At 68.9% G+C, this 18,234-nt stretch carries 16 protein-coding genes and 1 tRNA gene; 9 read left to right on the plus strand and 8 right to left on the minus strand.

What is annotated here, in order from left to right; translation table 11 throughout:
• Positions 1-21: 21 nt before the first annotated feature.
• Positions 22-690 (minus strand): c-type cytochrome, encoded by a 669-nt coding sequence (locus ACFOPI_RS11590; RefSeq protein ID WP_382173978.1) that lies wholly within the window; start codon positions 688-690, stop codon positions 22-24.
• A 127-nt stretch (positions 691-817) separates the two neighbouring features.
• Between ACFOPI_RS11590 and ACFOPI_RS11595 the strand changes: the two genes are divergently transcribed.
• The 6 genes from ACFOPI_RS11595 to ACFOPI_RS11620 all read left to right on the plus strand — a co-directional run bounded on the left by ACFOPI_RS11595 (position 818) and on the right by ACFOPI_RS11620 (position 9,620).
• Entirely contained in the window at positions 818-1,672 is an 855-nt protein-coding gene (locus ACFOPI_RS11595) for an AAA family ATPase (RefSeq protein WP_382173980.1), read from the plus strand.
• 28 nt (positions 1,673-1,700) lie between these two features.
• Entirely contained in the window at positions 1,701-2,888 is a 1,188-nt protein-coding gene (locus tag ACFOPI_RS11600; protein ID WP_382173982.1) for a vWA domain-containing protein, read from the plus strand.
• Between the two features lie 6 nt (positions 2,889-2,894).
• Positions 2,895-4,817 carry an autotransporter assembly complex protein TamA gene (locus ACFOPI_RS11605; protein WP_382173984.1) on the plus strand — a complete coding sequence of 641 codons (1,923 nt, stop codon included), beginning with the start codon at positions 2,895-2,897 and terminating at the stop codon, positions 4,815-4,817.
• Positions 4,817-8,698, plus strand: coding sequence for a translocation/assembly module TamB domain-containing protein (locus ACFOPI_RS11610; protein ID WP_382173987.1), 3,882 nt, complete (start codon positions 4,817-4,819; stop codon positions 8,696-8,698). The genes ACFOPI_RS11605 and ACFOPI_RS11610 overlap by 1 nt, the downstream gene beginning before the upstream one ends.
• Positions 8,699-8,738: 40 nt before the next feature.
• Positions 8,739-8,813, plus strand: a tRNA-Arg gene (locus ACFOPI_RS11615).
• Positions 8,814-9,020: 207 nt separating this feature from the next.
• Complete coding sequence (locus tag ACFOPI_RS11620) at positions 9,021-9,620, plus strand: hypothetical protein (RefSeq protein ID WP_382173989.1); 600 nt, start codon at positions 9,021-9,023, stop codon at positions 9,618-9,620.
• 229 nt (positions 9,621-9,849) lie between these two features.
• On the opposite strand, the gene ACFOPI_RS11625 is transcribed toward ACFOPI_RS11620, so the two are convergent.
• Positions 9,850-11,460 (minus strand): ABC transporter permease, encoded by a 1,611-nt coding sequence (locus tag ACFOPI_RS11625; RefSeq protein WP_382173991.1) that lies wholly within the window; start codon positions 11,458-11,460, stop codon positions 9,850-9,852.
• Positions 11,461-11,494: 34 nt separating this feature from the next.
• Here ACFOPI_RS11625 and ACFOPI_RS11630 point away from each other — a divergent pair, with 34 nt between their 5' ends.
• Both ACFOPI_RS11630 and pcp read left to right on the plus strand, forming a co-directional pair.
• Complete coding sequence (locus ACFOPI_RS11630) at positions 11,495-12,601, plus strand: ABC transporter ATP-binding protein (protein WP_382173993.1); 1,107 nt, start codon at positions 11,495-11,497, stop codon at positions 12,599-12,601.
• A 7-nt stretch (positions 12,602-12,608) separates the two neighbouring features.
• Entirely contained in the window at positions 12,609-13,277 is a 669-nt protein-coding gene (pcp, locus tag ACFOPI_RS11635) for a pyroglutamyl-peptidase I (RefSeq protein WP_382173995.1), read from the plus strand.
• A 16-nt stretch (positions 13,278-13,293) separates the two neighbouring features.
• Here pcp and ACFOPI_RS11640 read toward each other — a convergent pair whose 3' ends face one another.
• The 6 genes from ACFOPI_RS11640 to ACFOPI_RS11665 form a co-directional block, all read right to left on the minus strand.
• Entirely contained in the window at positions 13,294-14,700 is a 1,407-nt protein-coding gene (locus ACFOPI_RS11640; RefSeq protein WP_382173997.1) for a PepSY-associated TM helix domain-containing protein, read from the minus strand.
• Positions 14,697-15,332, minus strand: coding sequence for a cyclic nucleotide-binding domain-containing protein (locus ACFOPI_RS11645; protein WP_382173999.1), 636 nt, complete (start codon positions 15,330-15,332; stop codon positions 14,697-14,699). Before ACFOPI_RS11645 ends, ACFOPI_RS11640 begins: the two co-directional genes overlap by 4 nt.
• An 83-nt stretch (positions 15,333-15,415) precedes the next feature.
• Positions 15,416-15,826: a DUF2946 family protein gene (locus ACFOPI_RS11650; RefSeq protein ID WP_382174000.1), complete on the minus strand. Its 411-nt coding sequence runs from the start codon at positions 15,824-15,826 to the stop codon at positions 15,416-15,418.
• 20 nt (positions 15,827-15,846) lie between these two features.
• Positions 15,847-16,326, minus strand: coding sequence for a copper chaperone PCu(A)C (locus ACFOPI_RS11655; protein WP_382174002.1), 480 nt, complete (start codon positions 16,324-16,326; stop codon positions 15,847-15,849).
• Between the two features lie 42 nt (positions 16,327-16,368).
• Positions 16,369-17,025: an SCO family protein gene (locus ACFOPI_RS11660; RefSeq protein ID WP_382174004.1), complete on the minus strand. Its 657-nt coding sequence runs from the start codon at positions 17,023-17,025 to the stop codon at positions 16,369-16,371.
• A gap of 63 nt (positions 17,026-17,088) precedes the next feature.
• Entirely contained in the window at positions 17,089-17,484 is a 396-nt protein-coding gene (locus tag ACFOPI_RS11665) for a DUF2946 domain-containing protein (RefSeq protein ID WP_382174006.1), read from the minus strand.
• 96 nt (positions 17,485-17,580) lie between these two features.
• Between ACFOPI_RS11665 and ACFOPI_RS11670 the strand changes: the two genes are divergently transcribed.
• Positions 17,581-18,228 carry a glutathione S-transferase family protein gene (locus ACFOPI_RS11670; RefSeq protein WP_382174008.1) on the plus strand — a complete coding sequence of 216 codons (648 nt, stop codon included), beginning with the start codon at positions 17,581-17,583 and terminating at the stop codon, positions 18,226-18,228.
• The last annotated feature ends 6 nt before the right edge of the window (positions 18,229-18,234 follow it).

Genomic DNA, 18,234 nt, shown 5'->3' on the forward strand with positions numbered 1-18,234 from the left:
TTTTCGTGGGTGGCCTTTCGATCAGCGGAAGCGCGACTGCGGCACCGTCTGCAGGTCGCCGTCCAGCGAGCCCAGGTACTTGGCGATTTCGCGCATCTCGGCGGGCTTGAACTGCTTGGCGATGCCGGCCATCACGCCGTTGGAGCGGCCGACCACGTTGTTGCCTTCGACCGTGTAGGACTTGAGCGCAACGTAGAGGTAGTCCGAGTGTTGGCCAGCGATCTTGGGGTAGCTCGGATCAATGGGCTTGGCGAAGTTGGCGCCGTGGCAGGAAGCACATGCACCTTTCTGGATCAAAGCGGCGGCCGAAGCGCTCGCAGCCTTGGGGGTTTCCGCGGGCGCGGCACCGGCTTGCGCCGAGTAGAACGCGGCCAGATCGGCCATGTCCTGTTCAGACAGCGAACCGGCGATGCCGCGCATGGACGGGTGCTTGCGGTCGCCCTTCTTGTAGGCGGTCAGCGCGGAGACGATGTATTTGTCGGACTGGCCCGAGATCTTGGGCACCTTGTGGATCTCGGGGAAGCTGTTCTGGTATCCGGCGATGCCATGGCAGCCGATGCACATTTCAGCTTTCTTCTGGCCGGCCTCGGCCGAGCCGGTCACGCCCTGTGCCTGGGCAGCCGAAGACGCTGCAATCAGGGTCGCAGCGGCGACAACGGTACGGGCGAACGTAAGCAGCGGATGGGTCATTTTGCAAGCACAATGAAGTGAACGATTGATAAAAATCAACAGACGATTATATAGACTCGATCATCAATAACCGCTTATTGATAACCCTGACCCACAGGCCCGTCCACCGCCCTTTTCGCACCCCGCCATGAAGTTCCAAGGCTCTGAAAACTACGTCGCCACGCAAGATCTGATGCTGGCCGTCAACGCCGCCATCACACTCAAGCGCCCACTGCTTGTCAAAGGCGAGCCGGGCACCGGCAAGACCATGCTGGCCGAGGAAGTGGCTCAGGCGCTGGGCATGCCGCTGCTGCAGTGGCACATCAAAAGCACCACCAAGGCGCAGCAGGGCCTGTACGAGTACGACGCGGTAAATCGCCTGCGCGACAGCCAGCTCAACACCGCCGACAGCGCCGAGCGCGTAAAAGACATCCGCAACTACATCGTGCAGGGCGTGCTCTGGCAGGCCTTCACCGCCGACCGGCCGGTCGCCCTGCTGATCGATGAAATCGACAAGGCCGACATCGAGTTCCCGAACGACCTGCTGCGCGAACTCGACCGCATGGAGTTCTACTGCTACGAGACGCGCGAACTCATCAAGGCCAAGCACCGGCCGCTGGTGTTCATCACCTCCAACAACGAGAAAGAGCTGCCCGACGCCTTCCTGCGCCGCTGCTTCTTCCACTACATCAAGTTCCCGGATGCCGACACGATGAAGAAGATCGTGGACGTGCACTTCCCCAAGCTCAAAGACGAGCTGCTGACCGCAGCGATGAAGACCTTCTACGACGTGCGCAACCTGCCCGGCCTGAAGAAGAAGCCGTCCACCAGCGAGCTGCTCGACTGGCTCAAGCTGCTGATGGCCGAGGACATTCCGCTCGAAGCGCTGCAGAGCGCCGACAACAAGGTGTCGATCCCGCCACTGGTGGGCGCCTTGCTCAAGAACGAGCAGGACACCACGCTGTTCGAAAAACTGGTGTTCATGAACCAGAGGAACCGGTGAGCCCCCTGCTCATCGACGGAGGTCCGTCATGCTGATCGACTTCTTCTACACCCTTCGTTCGGCCAAGCTGCCGGTCTCAGTCAAGGAGTACCTGACGCTGCTCGAGGCGCTGAAGGCGGACGTGGTCGGGCCGACCAACCCGGACGCCTGCACGATGGACGACTTCTATTTCCTGGCCCGCACCGCGCTGGTCAAGGACGAGAAGCACTTCGACAAGTTCGACCGCGCCTTCGCCGCCTACTTCAAGGGTGTGGAGATGATCGCGGACTTCACCAAGCCGATACCCGCCGACTGGCTGCGCCAGGAGATGGAGCGCATCCTCTCCGACGAGCAGAAAGCCAACGCGCCCAAGATGGACTGGGACGAGCTGATGGAGACGCTGAAGAAGCGTCTGGAAGAACAGAAGGAGCGCCACGAGGGCGGCAGCAAGTGGATCGGCACCGGCGGCACCTCGCCATTCGGCCACGGTGGCCACAACCCGCAGGGCATCCGCATCGGCGGGAAGGGCGGCAACAAGTCGGCGGTGAAGGTCTGGGACCAGCGCGCCTACCGCGACTACGACGACACGCAGGAACTGGGCACGCGCAACATCAAGGTCGCGCTGCGGCGCCTGCGCAAGTTCGCGCGCGAGGGTCACGACCTGGAGCTGGACCTGCCCGACACCATCCGCGCCACCGCCGCGAACGCCGGCTGGCTGGACATCAAGATGATCCCGGAGCGGCACAACAACGTGAAGGTGCTGCTACTGATGGACGTGGGCGGCACCATGGACGAACACATCCAGCGTGTCGAGGAGCTGTTTTCCGCCGTCAAGGCCGAGTTCAAGCACCTCGAGTTCTATTACTTCCACAACTGCGTCTACGACTACATGTGGAAGAACAACAAGCGCCGCTACGCCGAGAAGTTCCCGACCTGGGACATCATCCGCAAGTACAACAAGGACTACAAACTGATCTTCGTGGGCGACGCCACCATGAGTCCCTACGAGATCCTGCAGCCCGGCGGCAGCGTGGAATACAACAACGAGGAAGCGGGTGCGGAGTGGTTACAACGGCTCACACACGCGTTCCCGAAATTTGCCTGGATCAACCCGGAACCTCAGGGCGTGTGGCAGTATCGACAGAGCATCAGCATCGTCCAGCAACTCGTGGGCCAGCGCATGTTCCCGCTGACCCTCAAGGGGCTGGAAGACACGATGAGAATGCTCTCGAAATAAGCCTGCATGACCCTCACCTCCCGGCGCCGTGTGGCTTCCACACGGCTTTTTTGTCTGTTGTCGCTGCTGCTCCTGGGCCTGCCGCTGCAGGCGGCGGAGCCTGAGCCCGGCGACCCGGCGGAGGCCAGCGCCAGCAGCACCGCACCCGAACGTTTTGCGATCACGCTGCAGGCGCCGCCAGACCTGCAGGCCTTCCTGTCGCGCCACATCGAGCTGCAGCGCTACCGCCACCTGCCGGACCTGGACAGCGGTGAACTCGACCGGCTGCTGCTCGCGGCGCCCGACAACCTGCGGCAGCTGCTGGGCACGCAGGGTTTCTTTTCGCCGGATGTGGAAGTCACCCGCCAGCCGGGCAGCCCGGCGCTGGGCGAGGTGCTGATCCGCATCGAGCCCGGCCCGGCCACCCAGGTGGCGTCCTCGGCGGTCTACTTCAGCGGCGACATTGCCCGCCACGCCGCAGCAGAGGACCAGCGCGAGACCGTGCGCCGCCGAAGCCAGCAGGCGGTGGGACTGCCCTTCTCGCAGGCGGCCTGGGACCGCACCAAGTCCGACGCCCTGCGCCTGCTTACCGCCGAGCGATACCCCCGCGCGCGCATCGCCAACAGCCTCAGCGACATCGACGCCACCGGCCACGCCGCGCACTGGCACATCGAACTCGACTCCGGCGCGCCGGTGCAGATCGGCGAGGTGCGGGTGGAGGGCGCCGAGCGTTACGACCCGCGCACGGTCGAGCGCCTGGTGCGGCTGGCCGGTCTGCGACCGGGCGCCGACTACAGCCTGTCGCGGCTGCAGGACGCGCAACAGCACATCGCCGACACCGGCTACTACAGCTCGGTGTTCGCCTATGTGGACCTGGACGCTTCCAGCGAAGCCAGCACCCCGGCGCCCGTGGTGGTTCAGGTGCGAGAAGCGCCGCTGAAGAAGGTGGTGCTCGGCGTCGGCGGCAGCACCAACAACGGCCCGCGCCTCTCGGCCGAACACCAGCACCTGCGCATGCCCCTTCTGGGCTGGCAGGCGCGCAGCAAGCTGCAGCTGGAACGCAACGACCAGCTGCTGTCCACGGACTGGAGCGCGCCCGTGGAGGACGATGGCTGGCACTGGCTCACGGGCGGGCGCCTGGCGCGGCAGATCGACGGCGACAGCACCGTCTCCAGCCTGCGGCTGAGCCTGGGCAAGGCGCAGAACAGCCAGCGCATGGACCGGCGCTACTTCGTGCAGTACGACCGTGCGCGGACGGTGAACACCGCGCTGGCCAGCCTCTCGTCGGACGGCAACGAGGCCGCTGTCTCGGTCAACTACGGCTGGACCTGGCGCCGCTTCGACCAACTGCCGTTCCCTCAGAGCGGCTACGGCCTGGGTCTGACGCTGGGCGCCGGCACCACGCTGGGCAGCGAACGCAAGCCGTTTCTGAGCACGCAGACGCGCTGGCTGGCGTATTGGCCGCTGGACCGCCTGCCCAGCCTCGGTACAGAAGAACCGCGCGAGCCCGCCAGCGGCCCGCAACCCAGCCGCAACGGGCGGTTGGCGCTGCGGCTGCAAGGTGGCGCGCTGCTGGCCGACACCACGGCCCGCATCCCCGACACGCAGCTGTTCCTCACCGGCGGCGACAACACGGTGCGCGGCTACGGGCTGCGCGACATCGGTGTGCCGCAGGCCGATGGCAGCGTCGCGCCGGGGCGCTACATGGCGGTGGCGAGCTTTGAGTGGCAGCGCCCGATCTGGCGCGGCGGCGTGCGCACCGACTGGGAAAGCGTGCTGTTTGCCGACGCGGGCATCGTGACCAACCAGCCCTCGCACACCAGCCCCAGGATCGGCGTGGGCGCCGGGCTGCGCTACAACAGCCCGGTGGGGCCGCTGCAGCTGGACCTGGCCTATGGCGTGACGCCCAAGCGCCTGCGCGTCCACCTCAACGTGGGGTTCAGCTTCTGATGCGCGCGCTTCGAACCGGGCTGTGGCTGGCGGGCGGCGCACTGGGCGTGCTGCTGGCAGCGCTGGTCTCGCTCTGGCTCTGGGCCGGCACGCCCGGTTCGCTCGCCCAGGCCCTGGGCTGGGCCGAACGCTGGACCCAGCAGGCAAGTGCATCACCAGGCCGCCTGCACACCGAAAACGTCGACGGCAGCCTGCGCGGCGGCGGGCGCATCGGCACGCTGCGCTGGTCGCAGGACGGCCTCACGGTGCTGGCGGATGGCGTGGTGCTGCAGTGGGACGACGCGCTCTGGACCGGCGCGCTGCGCGGCCGGGGTCTGCACATTCCTTCGCTGGCCATCCGCAGCCTGCGGGTGGACGACCAACGCCCCTCCACGCCGAGCGAGCCGCTGGCGGACCTGAGCCTGCCCCTGCCGCTGAGCCTGAGCTTTTCGCTGGAACGTATTGATCTCACGGGCCGGCAGACGCTGAGTGCCACGGACATCGCCGGTCACTACCGCTACGCCGCGCTGTCCACGCCCACGGATGAACCCGCTCTGCCCGAGGTTGCAGGTGTGAGCGCCGCGCACCGCCTGCGCCTCGATTCGCTGCAATGGGCCGACGGGCGCTACCGCGGACAACTCAACCTGGGCGCACAGGCGCCGCTGCCCCTCGAACTGGCGCTGCAGGGCGAGGTGCAGGGCCGCGTGCCCGAAGGCGCCGCCCTGCCGCTGCAGGCCCAGGCCCGGGTGAACGGCACGCTGGCCGGTGCCGGCGCCGCGCTCGACATCAGCGCCCAGGCACGGCCCGCCGACGGCGCCGCTGGCCCGGACGCCACCAACCTGTCGCTCACCGCCCGTGTGCTGCCCTGGGCCGACCAGCCCCTGTACAGCGCCGACATGACCGCGCGTGCGCTCAACCTCGCGATGCTCTGGCCGAACGCGCCGGTCACGGCGCTGAGCGGGCAGTTGCAGGCGCAGCCCGAAGGCGACGGCTGGCGCGCCCGGGTGCAGCTGGACAACGCGCGCGAGCAGCCCGCCGACCAGCGCGGCCTGCCGCTGCAGCAATTGCAGGCCGAGGTGCTGCAGCGCGGCGAGCGCTGGACCGTTCGTGGACTGCAGGCGCGGCTGGGCGGCGGCACGCTGCAGGGACAGGCCTCGTTCACGCTTGGCAGCGGCCAGGGCGCATCGGCCATCACCGACTGGCAAGGCGCACTCCAGGTCCAAGGCGTGCAGGCCACGCGGCTCTGGAGCACGCTGCCGCCCGGCGTGCTCGACGGCACGGCCAGCGCACGCACCGCACCATCCCCCGCACCGGCCGGCGCCATCGACCTGCAGGCGCAGCTGGGCGCGGTGGGCGCGCGGCTGCAGGGCCAGGGCCGGCTGGAGCCGGCGCAGCGCAGCCTGCAGGGCCGCTGGGGTCTGGACCTGCCCGGCGCGCGGCTGGAATGGGATGGCCAGGCCGCCCACGGCAGCGGACAGGGCGAGCTGCGCGCGCAGCTGGACAACACGCCCCGCCTGCTCGACTGGGTGCGCGGTCTGCGCAACCTGCCGGTGTGGAGCGCGTCGGCGCGCGACGCGCTGGCCTCGCTGGACCAGCTGCGCGTCGACAACGGCGCCAACGCCAGGGTGCAGTGGACCGGTGGGCTGGCCGCGCTGGGCTGGCCGGCACCGGCAACGGTGTCCGCATCGGCGTCAGCGCCTGCCACGGTGGCTCCACCCCGGCTGCAGGCCACGCTGAACCTGCCCAGCCTCGGCTGGCAGGGCGGCGACGGTGCCGCACCGCTGCGCATCGACGACGTGGCGCTGAGCGCCACCGGCCCGCTGGACGCCCTGGCGCTCAGCGCAGCTGGCAACGCCACCACCTCCGGCTGGCGGCTGGGCCTGGACGCTGGCGGCCAGCTGGGCATCACCACCGCCAGCGGCCGGCTCGACCTGTCCCGCCTGCAACTGCGCCTGAGCCCTGAGGCGGCGTCGGCCCGGGCACCCGGGTGGCGGCTGGCCAGCACCACCCCCCTGCGGCTGGGATGGACCAGCGACCCGACCACAGGACTGTCCTTGGACGCGGGCACCGGATCACTGGCGCTGAGCCCCCTGCCGGGCACCACGGCCGCGCCCGACACCCCGCTCACTCTGGACTGGCAGCGCCTGGTCTGGCAGGCGCAGACGCTGGACACCCGGGGCCGGCTGCAGGGCCTGTCGCTGCCCTGGCTGGAGGCGCTCGCGGCTTTCGGGCAGCAGGCGCCATCCCCGCTGGCATCGAACGGCCTCGGTGGCGACCTGGTGCTCGATGGCGAGTGGGACCTGCGCCTGCCAGCGAACGTCACCGACCCGTTCACCCTGACCGCCAGCCTGCAGCGGCGCAGCGGCGACCTGCGCTGGAACGGCGGCCCGGAAGGCTCTCTGTCGGCCGGTGTGCGGGACGCGCGCCTGAGCCTGAGCGTGCAGGACCGCAAGCTGCAGGCGCTGCTGCGCTGGGACACCGAACGCCTGGGCCAGGCCAGCGCCGATCTGGCCAGCATGCTCGGCAGCGGCACCGGCGACGGCACCGACCCGCTCGAACGCTGGTGGCCCGCCAGCGCGCCGCTCAGCGGGTCGGCCCAGGTGCGGTTGCCGCAGGTCGGTGTGTGGTCGCTGCTGGCGCCACCCGGCTGGCGCATGCAGGGCACGCTCAGCGCGGACGCCCGCCTGAGCGGCACGCGCGGATCGCCGGCATGGAGCGGCAACCTGCAGGCCGACGAGCTGGCGCTGCGCTCCATCGTCGACGGCATCGCCTTCACCAACGGGCAGTTGCGCGCCACCCTCGACGGCGAGCGCATCCGCGTCGACCGCTTCAGCCTGCAGGGCCCGGGCGGCGCGACCACCGGCGGCACACTGGAAGCCAGCGGCCAGGCCGAGTGGCGCAGCGTGCCGGGTAGCCTGCTGCGCCAGCCCTACATCGAGCTGCAGGCCAAGGCGCAGCGCCTGCGCATCTCCAACCGGCCCGACCGGCGCCTGACGCTCTCGGGCGATGCCAGTGCCACCCTGGATGGCCGCCTGCTGCAGCTGCGCGGCCAGCTCAAGGCCGACTCGGCCCTGTTCATCCTGCCCGACGAGAGCACGCCCAGCCTGGGCGACGACGTGGTGGTGCGCAGCACGCGCGACCTGCCCGTGCCCGCTGGCACCGGCCAGCGCGTGCAGCCGGATGTATCCGTCACGCTCGATCTGGGGCCGCAGTTCGAGGTGCGCGGCCAGGGCCTGGAGGCGCGGCTGGAGGGGCAGCTCAGCCTGCGCGCCACGCCCGCACTGCCGACGCCGCGCGTGCTGGGTGAGGTGCGCACCGTCAACGGCACCTACCGCGCCTACGACCAGAAGCTGCGCATCGAGTCCGGTGTGTTGCGCTTCACCGGCCCCTACGACGACCCGGCGCTGGACATCCGCGCCGTGCGCGTGCTGCCGGAGAACACCAACCAGCGCGTGGGCGTGCAGCTCAGCGGCAATGCCCAGGCCCCGCGCGTGGCCCTGTTCGCCGACCCGGACCTGCCCGACGGCGACAAGCTGGCCTGGCTGGTGCTCGGCCGTCCGGCCTCGGCCGCGGGTGCCCAGGCCTTCGTGCTGCAGCAGGCCGCGAGGCGCCTGCTCTCAAGCGGCGGCGAGCCGCTGGATGGCGCGCTGGCGCGCACGCTGGGCATCGACGAAATCGGCTTCTCGGGCTCGGGCACCAGCGCCGACGGCACCACCACCGGGGCGGCCCTCACGCTGGGCAAGCGCCTGTCCAGCGACCTCTACCTGAGCTACGAACAAAGCCTGGCCGGTGCCATGAGCACGGTCTCCATCTTGTACGACCTCTCGCGCCGACTGACCCTGCGCGCCCGCGCCGGCACCGAGAACGCGATCGACCTGATCTTCACCCACCGCTACGACTGATCGCGCACGGGCGCCGCACATACAATGCGGGCTCTCTCAAGCCGCCATAGTTCAATGGATAGAACGAGCGCCTCCTAAGCGCTAGATACAGGTTCGATTCCTGTTGGTGGTACCACACCGAAAGCCGGAACGGTTCAAAGCCTTCCGGCTTTTTTTGTTTTTCTCTCTGGCGTAGCCCTTGAGGTAGTGAGACCAGCAACCAACAGTGGCATTTTTGGGGGCATAGATTGGCCTTCTGGGGGCACGTGTTTTTGAGGCAAATGATACGTCCAGGGATGTTCATTCAGTCCGGACAGTCCAGGCTTTCTTTTTTGGACAGGTGATGCCATTCAACTCTGGTGCATGCATCACAGGAACCCAAACGGAAAGCAGCTATCGTTTCAGTTCGACCCGCAATATCTCCCCTGCTGGAACGACTATGAAACACGCCCTCACCCCTACCCAGGCAGCCTTGCGGGAAGACATCCATATCCTGCTGGCAACGTTCATGGCCAGCGAAACCACTGCCCGAAAAGTCGCCGGAGAAGCTCCCGGAGTGATTGAAGCCGTTGGCCTGGACGAGGCTGAAACCGCCTCCATAAGGCGACGGATTGCCGCAGTTGCAATCGGACTTCGCATGCTCAGCGACCTCGTACCAAAAGCCGAGTGGGACGGGGAGAACCTCAATGCATGTGGCACTCTGGTTCGCGACGTGGGGGGAAACGAGTGCTTCAGCGAGCTGACGTTGCGCGAGGCGTGCAACAAGGTCGTACATGCAACGAGTGTTGAGCTCTTTAGAACCCCATTGGGCCATTTCTATGGCTACTTGGACCCGAGCTGCCATCTCAGGGGCAAGGAACACGGCAAGCCTTGGAAGGCGAGCGTCTCCATTTACAGCTTTTGCAAATCGGCCTTGATAGCCATCGACCGATACAAGCCATGAGTGTTGGGTACTCCTCTCCCACTCGCGCATCCAAAAATCTCGCTACCCGGTCGGATTCCAACTAGCGACCGTGGGCTTTTCAGCCGCCACCCGCGGCAGTGGCTCTTCGCCTACCCCCTGGCGCGGACATGAAACAGTCCGGCTACGCGCCGCGAATGACCCGCAGACGAACAGGCATGGAAGGACCCAACACAGGGGGGGTGTGCCCCATGTCCAGCAGGTGTACCAGTCACCGCTGGCGCAGCGTGCGCGACAGCATGATCACCGGCACCAGACCCACCAGCACCAGCGTCAGGGCCGGCAGCGCGGCCTCACCCAGACGCTCGTCGCGTGCCAGCTGGTAGGCCACCACCGCCAGGGTGTCGCTGTTGAAAGGCCGCAGCACCAGGGTGGCCGGCAGCTCCTTCATCACGTCCACAAACACCAGCAGCGCGGCAGCGGCGGTCGTGCGACGCAGCAGCGGCCAGTGCACCCGCAGCGCCAGCGCAGCGCCGGTGGTGCCCAGCATGCGGGCCGAGTCGTCCAGGCTGGCCGGCACGCGTGCGTAGCCACTCTGCACCGACTGCAGCGCCACCGCGGTGAAACGCACCAGGTAGGCCCAGACAATGCCCAGCACGGTCGCGGTCACCCAATAACCGATGCTGCCGTCGGGAAAGGCCTTCTGCGCCCAGCCCACCGGCAGCAGCAGGCCGACCACGATCACCGCGCCGGGCACGGCATACCCCAGCCCCGCCAGTTGCACCACCCCCCGGGTGAGCGCACCGGGCCGGGTGCGCACGGCGAAAGCCAGCACCAGGGCCAGCGCCGTGGCCGCCGCCGCGCTGATGGTGGCCAGGCGCACGCTGTTGCCCGCCCACTGCACGAACGAGGTCCAGGGCAGTTCTTCCCAGCCGCCGATCAGCGGGCGCAGCATGAACAGCACCGGCAGCACGAAGCCGAACAGGATGGGCAGCGCGCAGGCCAGCCAGGCCAGCACCGAGCGCCCGGCCGACAGCCGCACCGGCTGGGCATCGGCACTGCCGGCGCGCTGCCCGCGCAGCGAAGCAAAGCGCATGCGCTGCTGGGCCCGGCGCTCCAGCCACAGCAGCAGTGCCACCAGCGCCAGCAGCATGGTGGCCAGCTGCGCCGCCGCCAGCGGCATGTCCATGGCCAGCCAGGCCTTGTAGATGCCGGCGGTGAAGGTCTGGATGCCGAAGTAGCTGGCCACACCGTAGTCCGCCAGCGTTTCCATCAGCGCCAATGCCACGCCGGCCGCCACCGCCGGGCGCGCCAGCGGCAGCGCCACCTCGCGGATGCGGCGCGACAGCGGCGCGCCCAGCAGGCGGGCCGCCTCCATCAGCTGCGCCGCACGCTCGGTCAGCGCGGTGCGCGCCAGCAGATAGACATAGGGGTAGAGCGAGAAAGTGAAGACCCAGACCGCGCCCGGCGTGTTGCGGATTTCGGGAAACACCCGCCCGCGCAGGCCGAAGCTCTCGCGCATCCAGACCTGGAGCGGACCGCTGAACTGCAGGAAGTCGGTGTAGGCGTAGGCCACCACATAGGCCGGCATGGCCAGCGGCAGCAACAGCGCCCACTCGAACACGCGCCGCCCGGGGAAGTCGAACAGGGTGACCGCGCTGGCGGTGGCCATGCCCACCACCGCGACACCGAGCGCCACGCTCAGGCACAGCACCAGCGAAGTGAAGGTGTAGTCCGGCAGCACGGTGCGCGACATTTCCGCGAGCACCTCGCGCGCCGCTGCGTCGAACTGGGACCAGGACGCCAGCAGCGCCAGCACCGGCAGGGTCAGCGCCAGGGCGAGCAGCAACAGACCAACGGTGGAGGATATGCGGGACAACACAAATGAGAATTGTAGTTATCTACAATGAGCCACCATGTTCCTTCAGGTCAGCCAGCTCAGCGTCCGCTACCCCGGCTCGTCCCACCCTGCGGTGGACGGCGTGTCCCTGGGCCTGCGGGCCGGTGACATCGGCGTGCTGATCGGCCCCTCGGGCTGCGGCAAGACCACCCTGCTGCGCGCGGTGGCCGGCCTTGAGCGGGCCCACGCCGGCAGCATCACGCTGGAGCGCGAAACCGTCAGCGACGGTTCGCTGCATGTGCCCGCCGAGCGGCGGCGCATCGGCATGGTGTTCCAGGACTACGCGCTGTTCCCCCACCTCGATGTCGGCCGCAACGTGGCCTTCGGCATCGCCAAGCTGCCGCGCGCCGAACGCGAGCAGCGCGTGGCCGAGGTGCTGGCGCTGGTGGGCCTGGACGGCATGCAGGCGCGCTATCCGCACGAGCTCTCCGGCGGCCAGCAGCAGCGCGTGGCGCTGGCCCGCGCCCTGGCGCCGCGGCCCCGGCTGCTGCTGCTGGACGAGCCCTTCTCCAACCTCGACGTCGATCTGCGCGAGCGGCTGGCGCACGAGGTGCGCGGCATTCTGAAAGCCGCTGGCGCCACCGCCCTCTTCGTCACCCACGACCAGCTCGAAGCCTTCGCCATCGGCGACCTGATCGGCGTCATGCACCAGGGTCACCTGCACCAGTGGGACGACGCCTACGCGCTCTACCACCGGCCGGCCACGCGCTTCGTGGCCGAGTTCATCGGCCACGGCGTGTTCGCGCCGGCGCAGATCCAGCAGGTGGCGGGCGAGGTGGTCGTGCAGACACCCATGGGTGCGCTGCTGGACGTCGAAGAATGCCCGCTGCCCACGGCCTACGAGGCCGGGCTGTGCGACGTGCTGCTGCGCGCCGACGACATCGTGCACGACGACGCCGCACCGGTGAAGGCACAGATCGTGCGCAAGGCGTTCCGCGGCTCGGAGTTCCTCTACACGCTGCGCCTGTCCAGCGGTGAGACGCTGATGACGCACGTGCCCTCGCACCACAACCACGCGGTGGGCGAGTGGATCGGCATCCGCGCCGAGGTCGACCACGTCGTCACCTTCGAGCGTGGCGCCACGGCGACCACGCCGCCGGCGCCGGGCGTGCACCTGCGCTGAGGCTCCGGTGGCGGGTGCCCGGACCCCACCGTCCATCCTGCTCACCGGCTTCGAGCCGTTCGGCGGCGAACACCTCAACCCCAGCGCACTCGTGGCGCAATCCCTGCACGGCCAGCACATCGGCGGCTGGGCGGTGACCGGCCTGGTGCTGCCCTGCGTGTTCGGCCAGGCCATCGACATGCTGGAGCAGTCGCTGGCGGCCGAGCGACCGGCCCTGGTGCTCAGCCTGGGCCAGGCGGGCGGGCGCCCAGGCGTGACCGTGGAGCGCATCGCCGTCAACCGCGACGACGCGCGCATCCCGGACAATGCGGGCGCGCAGCCCATGGACCGCCCAGTGGTGCCCGGTGCACCGGCGGCCTATTTCAGCCGGCTGCCGGTCAAGGCCCTGGTGGCGGCGCTGCAGGCCGACGGCGTGCCCGCGGCCGAGTCGCTGAGCGCCGGCAGCTTCGTCTGCAACCACCTGTTCTTTGGCCTGATGCACGCGCTGCGGCTGCGGCGCAGCGTGCAGGCCGGTTTCGTGCACCTGCCCTGGCTGCCCGAGCAGGTCGCGGAGCGCCCAGAAGCCTTCGCGCTCCCGCTCGACACCCAGGTGCACGCCGTGCGCAGCCTGCTGGCCACAGCGCTGCAGTGGCGCGGCCGGGGCGATCTGCAGCGCGTGGGCGGCGCGCTGGACTGAACCGGCCTGGACCCGCTCAGTTCAGGCGCTGCCTGAGCGCCGGGATGCGCGAAATCAGCAGGCTGTCCAGCAGCAGCACCGCCACCAGCACCGCGCCCGAGAGCGGAAACGCCAGCGCCACCGCCAGCATCACCACCGCGCCGGTCTTCCAGAGCGCGGCGTCGGCGGGTGCGCGCGGTGCGACGAGGCGCCCTGCGTTCGCGGGCCGGCGCTTCCACCACATCACGATACCGCTGACGCACAGGAACACCACGGCCAGACAGAACACCACGTTGGCCCAGGCGCTCCACAGCCCCAGGTCGCCCTGGTGCAGCGCGATGCCGACCGCCATCAGCTTGGCCATGGGCGAATAGTCGGCGAACGAGGCCTCGGCCAGCACGCGGCCGGTGTACTGATCGAGGTGCACGAAGCGGTCGCCAGTCGGGTTGCTCAGGTCGCCGCTCATGCTGTCGGCGCTGATGCTGTAGACGCCGGTCTCGTCCTGCGGCACGGCGATGTGGAACTGGCCGCTGAAACCGATGGAACGCGCGTAGGCGTCGACGGTGTCGAGGTTGACCGGCTGGCCCGCCGGAACACCGGGCTTGCCGGCGGTCGAGCCCGAAACCGGCATCGGCGTCTGCTCCAGCCCCCAGGGCACTTCCTTCAGGCCCGGGGTGGCGAGAGCGGCATGGGTCATTTCCGACTTCGGCACGTCGTCCCACTTCGCGGCGGGGAAACTGCCCCAGGGCTGCACGAATTTGCTGCCCCAGATGCCCGCCCAGGCCAGCCCGGTCAGCAGGAAGAAAGCCAGCACCAGACCGATCCAGAAGGCCACGCTCACGTGCAGCAACTTCCAGGCATTGCGCCCTTTGACCGACAGGTCTGGCACCAGCACCCGGGCCCAGCTTTGCCCGCCACGCGGCCAGGCCATGTAGATGCCGGTGACGATGAGCACGATGCCCAGGCCGGCCGCAATCTCGATCAGCCGGTCGCCCAGGTCGCCGATCAGCAGCGTGCCGTGGATCTTTTCGGCCCAGGCGAACACGGTGTGCTCCTTGTCCACCGTGCGCAGCAGCTCGGCGGTGTACGGGTTGACGGCCACTGCCTCGTCGCGCCCCTCCGCCTTCACCACGAACCAGGCCGGTCGCGTGTCGGATTTCGGCGCGACGTATTCCCTGAGCTGTGCGCCGGGCCGCTGGGCCAGTACCGCCTGCGCCATCGCGCCGACAGGGGCGGTGCTCGCCTGCGGCTGCAGGTCGATGTTCATGCCCAGGCGGTGCTGGAAGCCGGTGAAGAACACCATCACCAGGCCGGTGATGGCCAGCATGGTGAGGAAGGGCACGACGTAAAGGCCGGCGTAGAAATGCCAGCGCCAGGCCAGCATGTGGAACTTGCCCAGGGTCGGGGCGGTGGTGGGTTTAATGGGAGTCTCCTGAAGGTTCATGACTGGGTGCCGGTCGCCATGGGCGGCGACACCCAGGGCGCGAAGCCGGTCGGTGCGACCGGGGACAGCGGGTGGACGCGGGCCGGGCCGCTCTTGCGGCGGCGCGGCGGCAGCAGCTGGGCCAGACCGCGGCAGACGGTTTCGGCCTTGGCGTCGACCATCTGGGCCAGCTCGCGCAGGGCTGGCAGGGCCGAGCGCAGCGCGTCCGCGCTGGATCCGTCCGCCGCCTGCGCGCCTTGCCAGGACAGGCCGAGCAGTTGGAGCAGGCAGGCCAGCCGCGACAGCACGTTGCCGGTGCGCAGCGTGGCCATGTCCTGGGTGCGCATCTGCTGCTGGAACAAGGCCTCGCGCAGCAGGGCCTTACGCTCGGTCTCGTTGGTCACCGGCACCGGCGCCAACCTGCAGTCGGTGAAGGCGATGGCGGTGAACTGGTAGGGCTGGTCGCACAGCGACTCGATGCCCACCAGGTCGCCCGGCAGGGCGATCAGCACCGGCTGACGGGACGGACCGCTCTCGCGGTCCAGGCGCACCGTGCCTTCGAGCACGCGCCACAGGGCACCGGTGTCACCGGCCTTGAAAAGGGGGACTTGACCGGCGCACAGGTGCACCGGTTGTTCAACGGGGTTCGACATATTGACTCCAGGGACAGACGTCAAGCGGCCTGGTGCATCGACGCACACGGGCCCACGAAGGCGGGCCATGGCCCGCCGTTGAATCAGCCCCGAAGCGGGGGACCGCGCGCGGCGGCGCGGGGCGCCTCGGCGGACCGGAGGTCGGTGGAGAAAAAGAAAGGGGTGGGCCAGCTCGCCACCACCGCGGCCAGCACGGGCCAGCTCGGCAGCAGGGGCGCAAAGCGCTCGGCGGCGAGCGTGCAATGGCCGCAAAGATCGAGCGCGCCCGGGCGTCCGTTGCTGTCCGGGCCGGCCGCCGGGTCGCCGTTCGGTTCACTCGCCAGCACCCACTGCATGCCCTGCGCGGTGCAGAGCTCGACCCAGTCCTGTCCGTCCTGCGGCGGCTCGGCCGCCAGCGCGCGCGAGATCGCAGGCGCCAGCGTGGCCAGCAGCAGGGCGGCCAGCAGCCAGCCCGACAGTCGTCGGGCCAGGTGATGCCAGGACAGGAGGGTCATCGGGCGCGCGACTCAGGACATCAGTGCTTGTGCTCGGCGGCCGGCGCGGGCTTGCTGGCCATGGCGGGCATGGCCGCCAGCGGCTTGGCTGGGGCCTTGATCTCGACGGTTTCGCGCTTGCCGTCCTTGCCCTCGAACACCAGCGTGACCGGCACCACATCGCCCTCCTTCACCTGGGCCTTCAGGTCCAGCAGCATCACGTGATAACCGCCGGGCTTGAGCTCCACCGCCTTGCCGGCCGGCAGCACCAGACCGGGGATCTGGCGCATCTTCATCACGTTGTTGTCCATGGCCATCTCATGGATCTCGACCACGCCGGCCACCGGCGACTTGGCTTCGACCAGTTTGCTGTCGGCCTTGGCGGTCAGCTGCATGAAGGCGCCGGTGGCCTTCTGCTGGGCCACGGTGGCGCGGACCCAGGGGTCCTTGATCTCGACCGAGGACTGGGCGAAGGCGCTGGCCGACGCGGCGATGAGGGCGGTGCTGAAGAGGTGTTTCATGGGGACTCCTTGGGGTTGAAAACTCGGGGTTGAACAATGAAATCAGGACGCGGGCGCATCGAGCAGCGCGCGCACGTCGGCGGTGTAGTCGTCGGCGGTCTGTTCGTGCCGCAGCGCCACGCGAATGCGGCCCTGGCGGTCGATCAGGTAGCTCAGCGCCGTGTGGTCCATGGTGTAGCTGCTGCCGGTGGGCACCTTCTTGTAGAAGACGCGGAAGTCCTGCGCGGTCTGTGCGATCTGCTCCGCGCTGCCGGTCAGTGCCAGGAAACTGGGGTGAAAGGCGGCCATGTAGTCGCGCAGCAGCTCGGGCGTGTCGCGCTCCGGGTCCACGGTCACGAAAATCACCTGCAGATCGCCGGCCCGGGGGCCCAGCCGCTCCATCACCGTGGCGGCGCGCGTCAGCGCCGTCGGGCAGACGTCGGGACACTGCACGAAGCCAAAGTACAGCATCACCACCCGGCCCTTGAAGTCGGCCAGGGTTCGCGCCTGCCCGTTGAAGTCGGTCAGCGAGAAGCCATGGGCGTAGTCGGCCCCAGTGATGTCGATGCCCTTGAAGGCAGGCGCCGCCGGCTGACCGAAGGGAGACAGTCGGTCACAGCCCGACAGCAGCCCGGCGGCACTGGCCGCGAGCCACAACAGGCTCTGGCGACGCCCCGGCAGGGGCACAAGGGAACGCGATGAAGAAGGTGCGTGAGGCATGGAGCCCCCTGAAAACGGACAACACAGGCGCATTCCAGCGGGAACACGCCACGGCGCGGTTTTTCAGAGGCTCAGGGGAGGCGCCCGGGAACGGGCGGTCACCCAGACCGTGTCGGTCAGGGGCGCGCGGTAGAACGCCGGAGGCTGTTCGGCCAGCGGAGCCGGCAACACGGCGATGGCCTCCACCGGTGGCAGGCCGCTGACACCGCCGTGCAGGGTGCACCAGGGGCAGTGCGGGCTGACATCGGCGCCAGCGGGCTGGCCATCGATCTTCTGCGCCAGCTCGCCGGTGTCGGCCTGGACCCAGACCATGCCGGTCGTGGTGCAGATTTCCAGCCAGTCGGCGCGGTCACCGCTCCCCATCCGGGCCTGCGCGACGGTCGGCGCGAGCGCGCCCAGCAGCATGGCCACAATGGCCAGCCAGGCGGCAAAACGGCGACGCAGGCGCAGGAAAGACATCGCGCGATGTTAACAGCGCGGTCCGGTGGGTGACGCGTCCCCGGACCCACGGCCCCTACGATGCCGGTGTTCGTACAACGTCGAAGGAGACACCCCATGCTCACCCTCTGCGGCTTTTCGGCCAGCAACTACTACAACAAGGTCAAGCTCGCCTTGCTCGAAAAAGGCGTCCCGTTCCAGGAGGAACTGGTCTGGGTCGGCCAGACCGATCTGTCCGCCAGCCCGCTGGGCAAGGTGCCCTACCTGAAGACCGACGAAGGTCCGCTGTGCGAGTCGACCGTGATCCTCGAGTACCTGGAAGCGAAGTACCCGCAGCACCCGCTGCTGCCGGCCGACCCGTTTGCGGCCGCCAAGGCGCGCGAGCTGCTGCGCTTCATCGAGCTGCACCTGGAGCTGGTGGCGCGCAACCTCTACCCCGAGGCCTTCTTCGGCGGCAAGATCAGCGACGCAGCCAAGGAGAAGACGGCCCAGCAGCTGGAAAAGAACGTGGCCGCGTTCGCCAAGCTGGCGAGCTTCCCGTCCTTCATCGGCGGCGCCGAGTTCACGCTGGCCGACGTGGGCGCCGCGGTGCACCTGCCCCTGGTCAGCGGCGCCAGCAAGATCATCTACGGCAAGGACGTGCTGGCGGACCTGCCGGTGCGCGACTACCTCAAGCGCATTGGCGAGCGCCCGGCGGTGCAGAGGGTCAACGCCGACCGCAAGACCAACACCGAGCTGATGCTGGCGCGCGCCAAAGCGAAGTGAGCTGCG

It is taken from the genome of Hydrogenophaga luteola (assembly GCF_042648585.1).
Classification (GTDB): domain Bacteria; phylum Pseudomonadota; class Gammaproteobacteria; order Burkholderiales; family Burkholderiaceae_C; genus Hydrogenophaga; species Hydrogenophaga luteola.

Coding starts and splice junctions, on each gene's coding strand:
- ACFOPI_RS11640 (WP_382173997.1), bottom strand. CDS start 14,700: ATGAACCTTCAGGAGACTCCCATTAAACCCACCACCGCCCCGACCCTG.
- ACFOPI_RS11665 (WP_382174006.1), bottom strand. CDS start 17,484: ATGTCTTTCCTGCGCCTGCGTCGCCGTTTTGCCGCCTGGCTGGCCATT.
- ACFOPI_RS11655 (WP_382174002.1), bottom strand. CDS start 16,326: ATGAAACACCTCTTCAGCACCGCCCTCATCGCCGCGTCGGCCAGCGCC.
- ACFOPI_RS11660 (WP_382174004.1), bottom strand. CDS start 17,025: ATGCCTCACGCACCTTCTTCATCGCGTTCCCTTGTGCCCCTGCCGGGG.
- ACFOPI_RS11610 (WP_382173987.1), top strand. CDS start 4,817: ATGCGCGCGCTTCGAACCGGGCTGTGGCTGGCGGGCGGCGCACTGGGC.
- ACFOPI_RS11605 (WP_382173984.1), top strand. CDS start 2,895: ATGACCCTCACCTCCCGGCGCCGTGTGGCTTCCACACGGCTTTTTTGT.
- ACFOPI_RS11670 (WP_382174008.1), top strand. CDS start 17,581: ATGCTCACCCTCTGCGGCTTTTCGGCCAGCAACTACTACAACAAGGTC.
- ACFOPI_RS11620 (WP_382173989.1), top strand. CDS start 9,021: ATGCCATTCAACTCTGGTGCATGCATCACAGGAACCCAAACGGAAAGC.
- ACFOPI_RS11645 (WP_382173999.1), bottom strand. CDS start 15,332: ATGTCGAACCCCGTTGAACAACCGGTGCACCTGTGCGCCGGTCAAGTC.
- ACFOPI_RS11630 (WP_382173993.1), top strand. CDS start 11,495: ATGTTCCTTCAGGTCAGCCAGCTCAGCGTCCGCTACCCCGGCTCGTCC.
- ACFOPI_RS11650 (WP_382174000.1), bottom strand. CDS start 15,826: ATGACCCTCCTGTCCTGGCATCACCTGGCCCGACGACTGTCGGGCTGG.
- ACFOPI_RS11600 (WP_382173982.1), top strand. CDS start 1,701: ATGCTGATCGACTTCTTCTACACCCTTCGTTCGGCCAAGCTGCCGGTC.
- ACFOPI_RS11595 (WP_382173980.1), top strand. CDS start 818: ATGAAGTTCCAAGGCTCTGAAAACTACGTCGCCACGCAAGATCTGATG.
- ACFOPI_RS11590 (WP_382173978.1), bottom strand. CDS start 690: ATGACCCATCCGCTGCTTACGTTCGCCCGTACCGTTGTCGCCGCTGCG.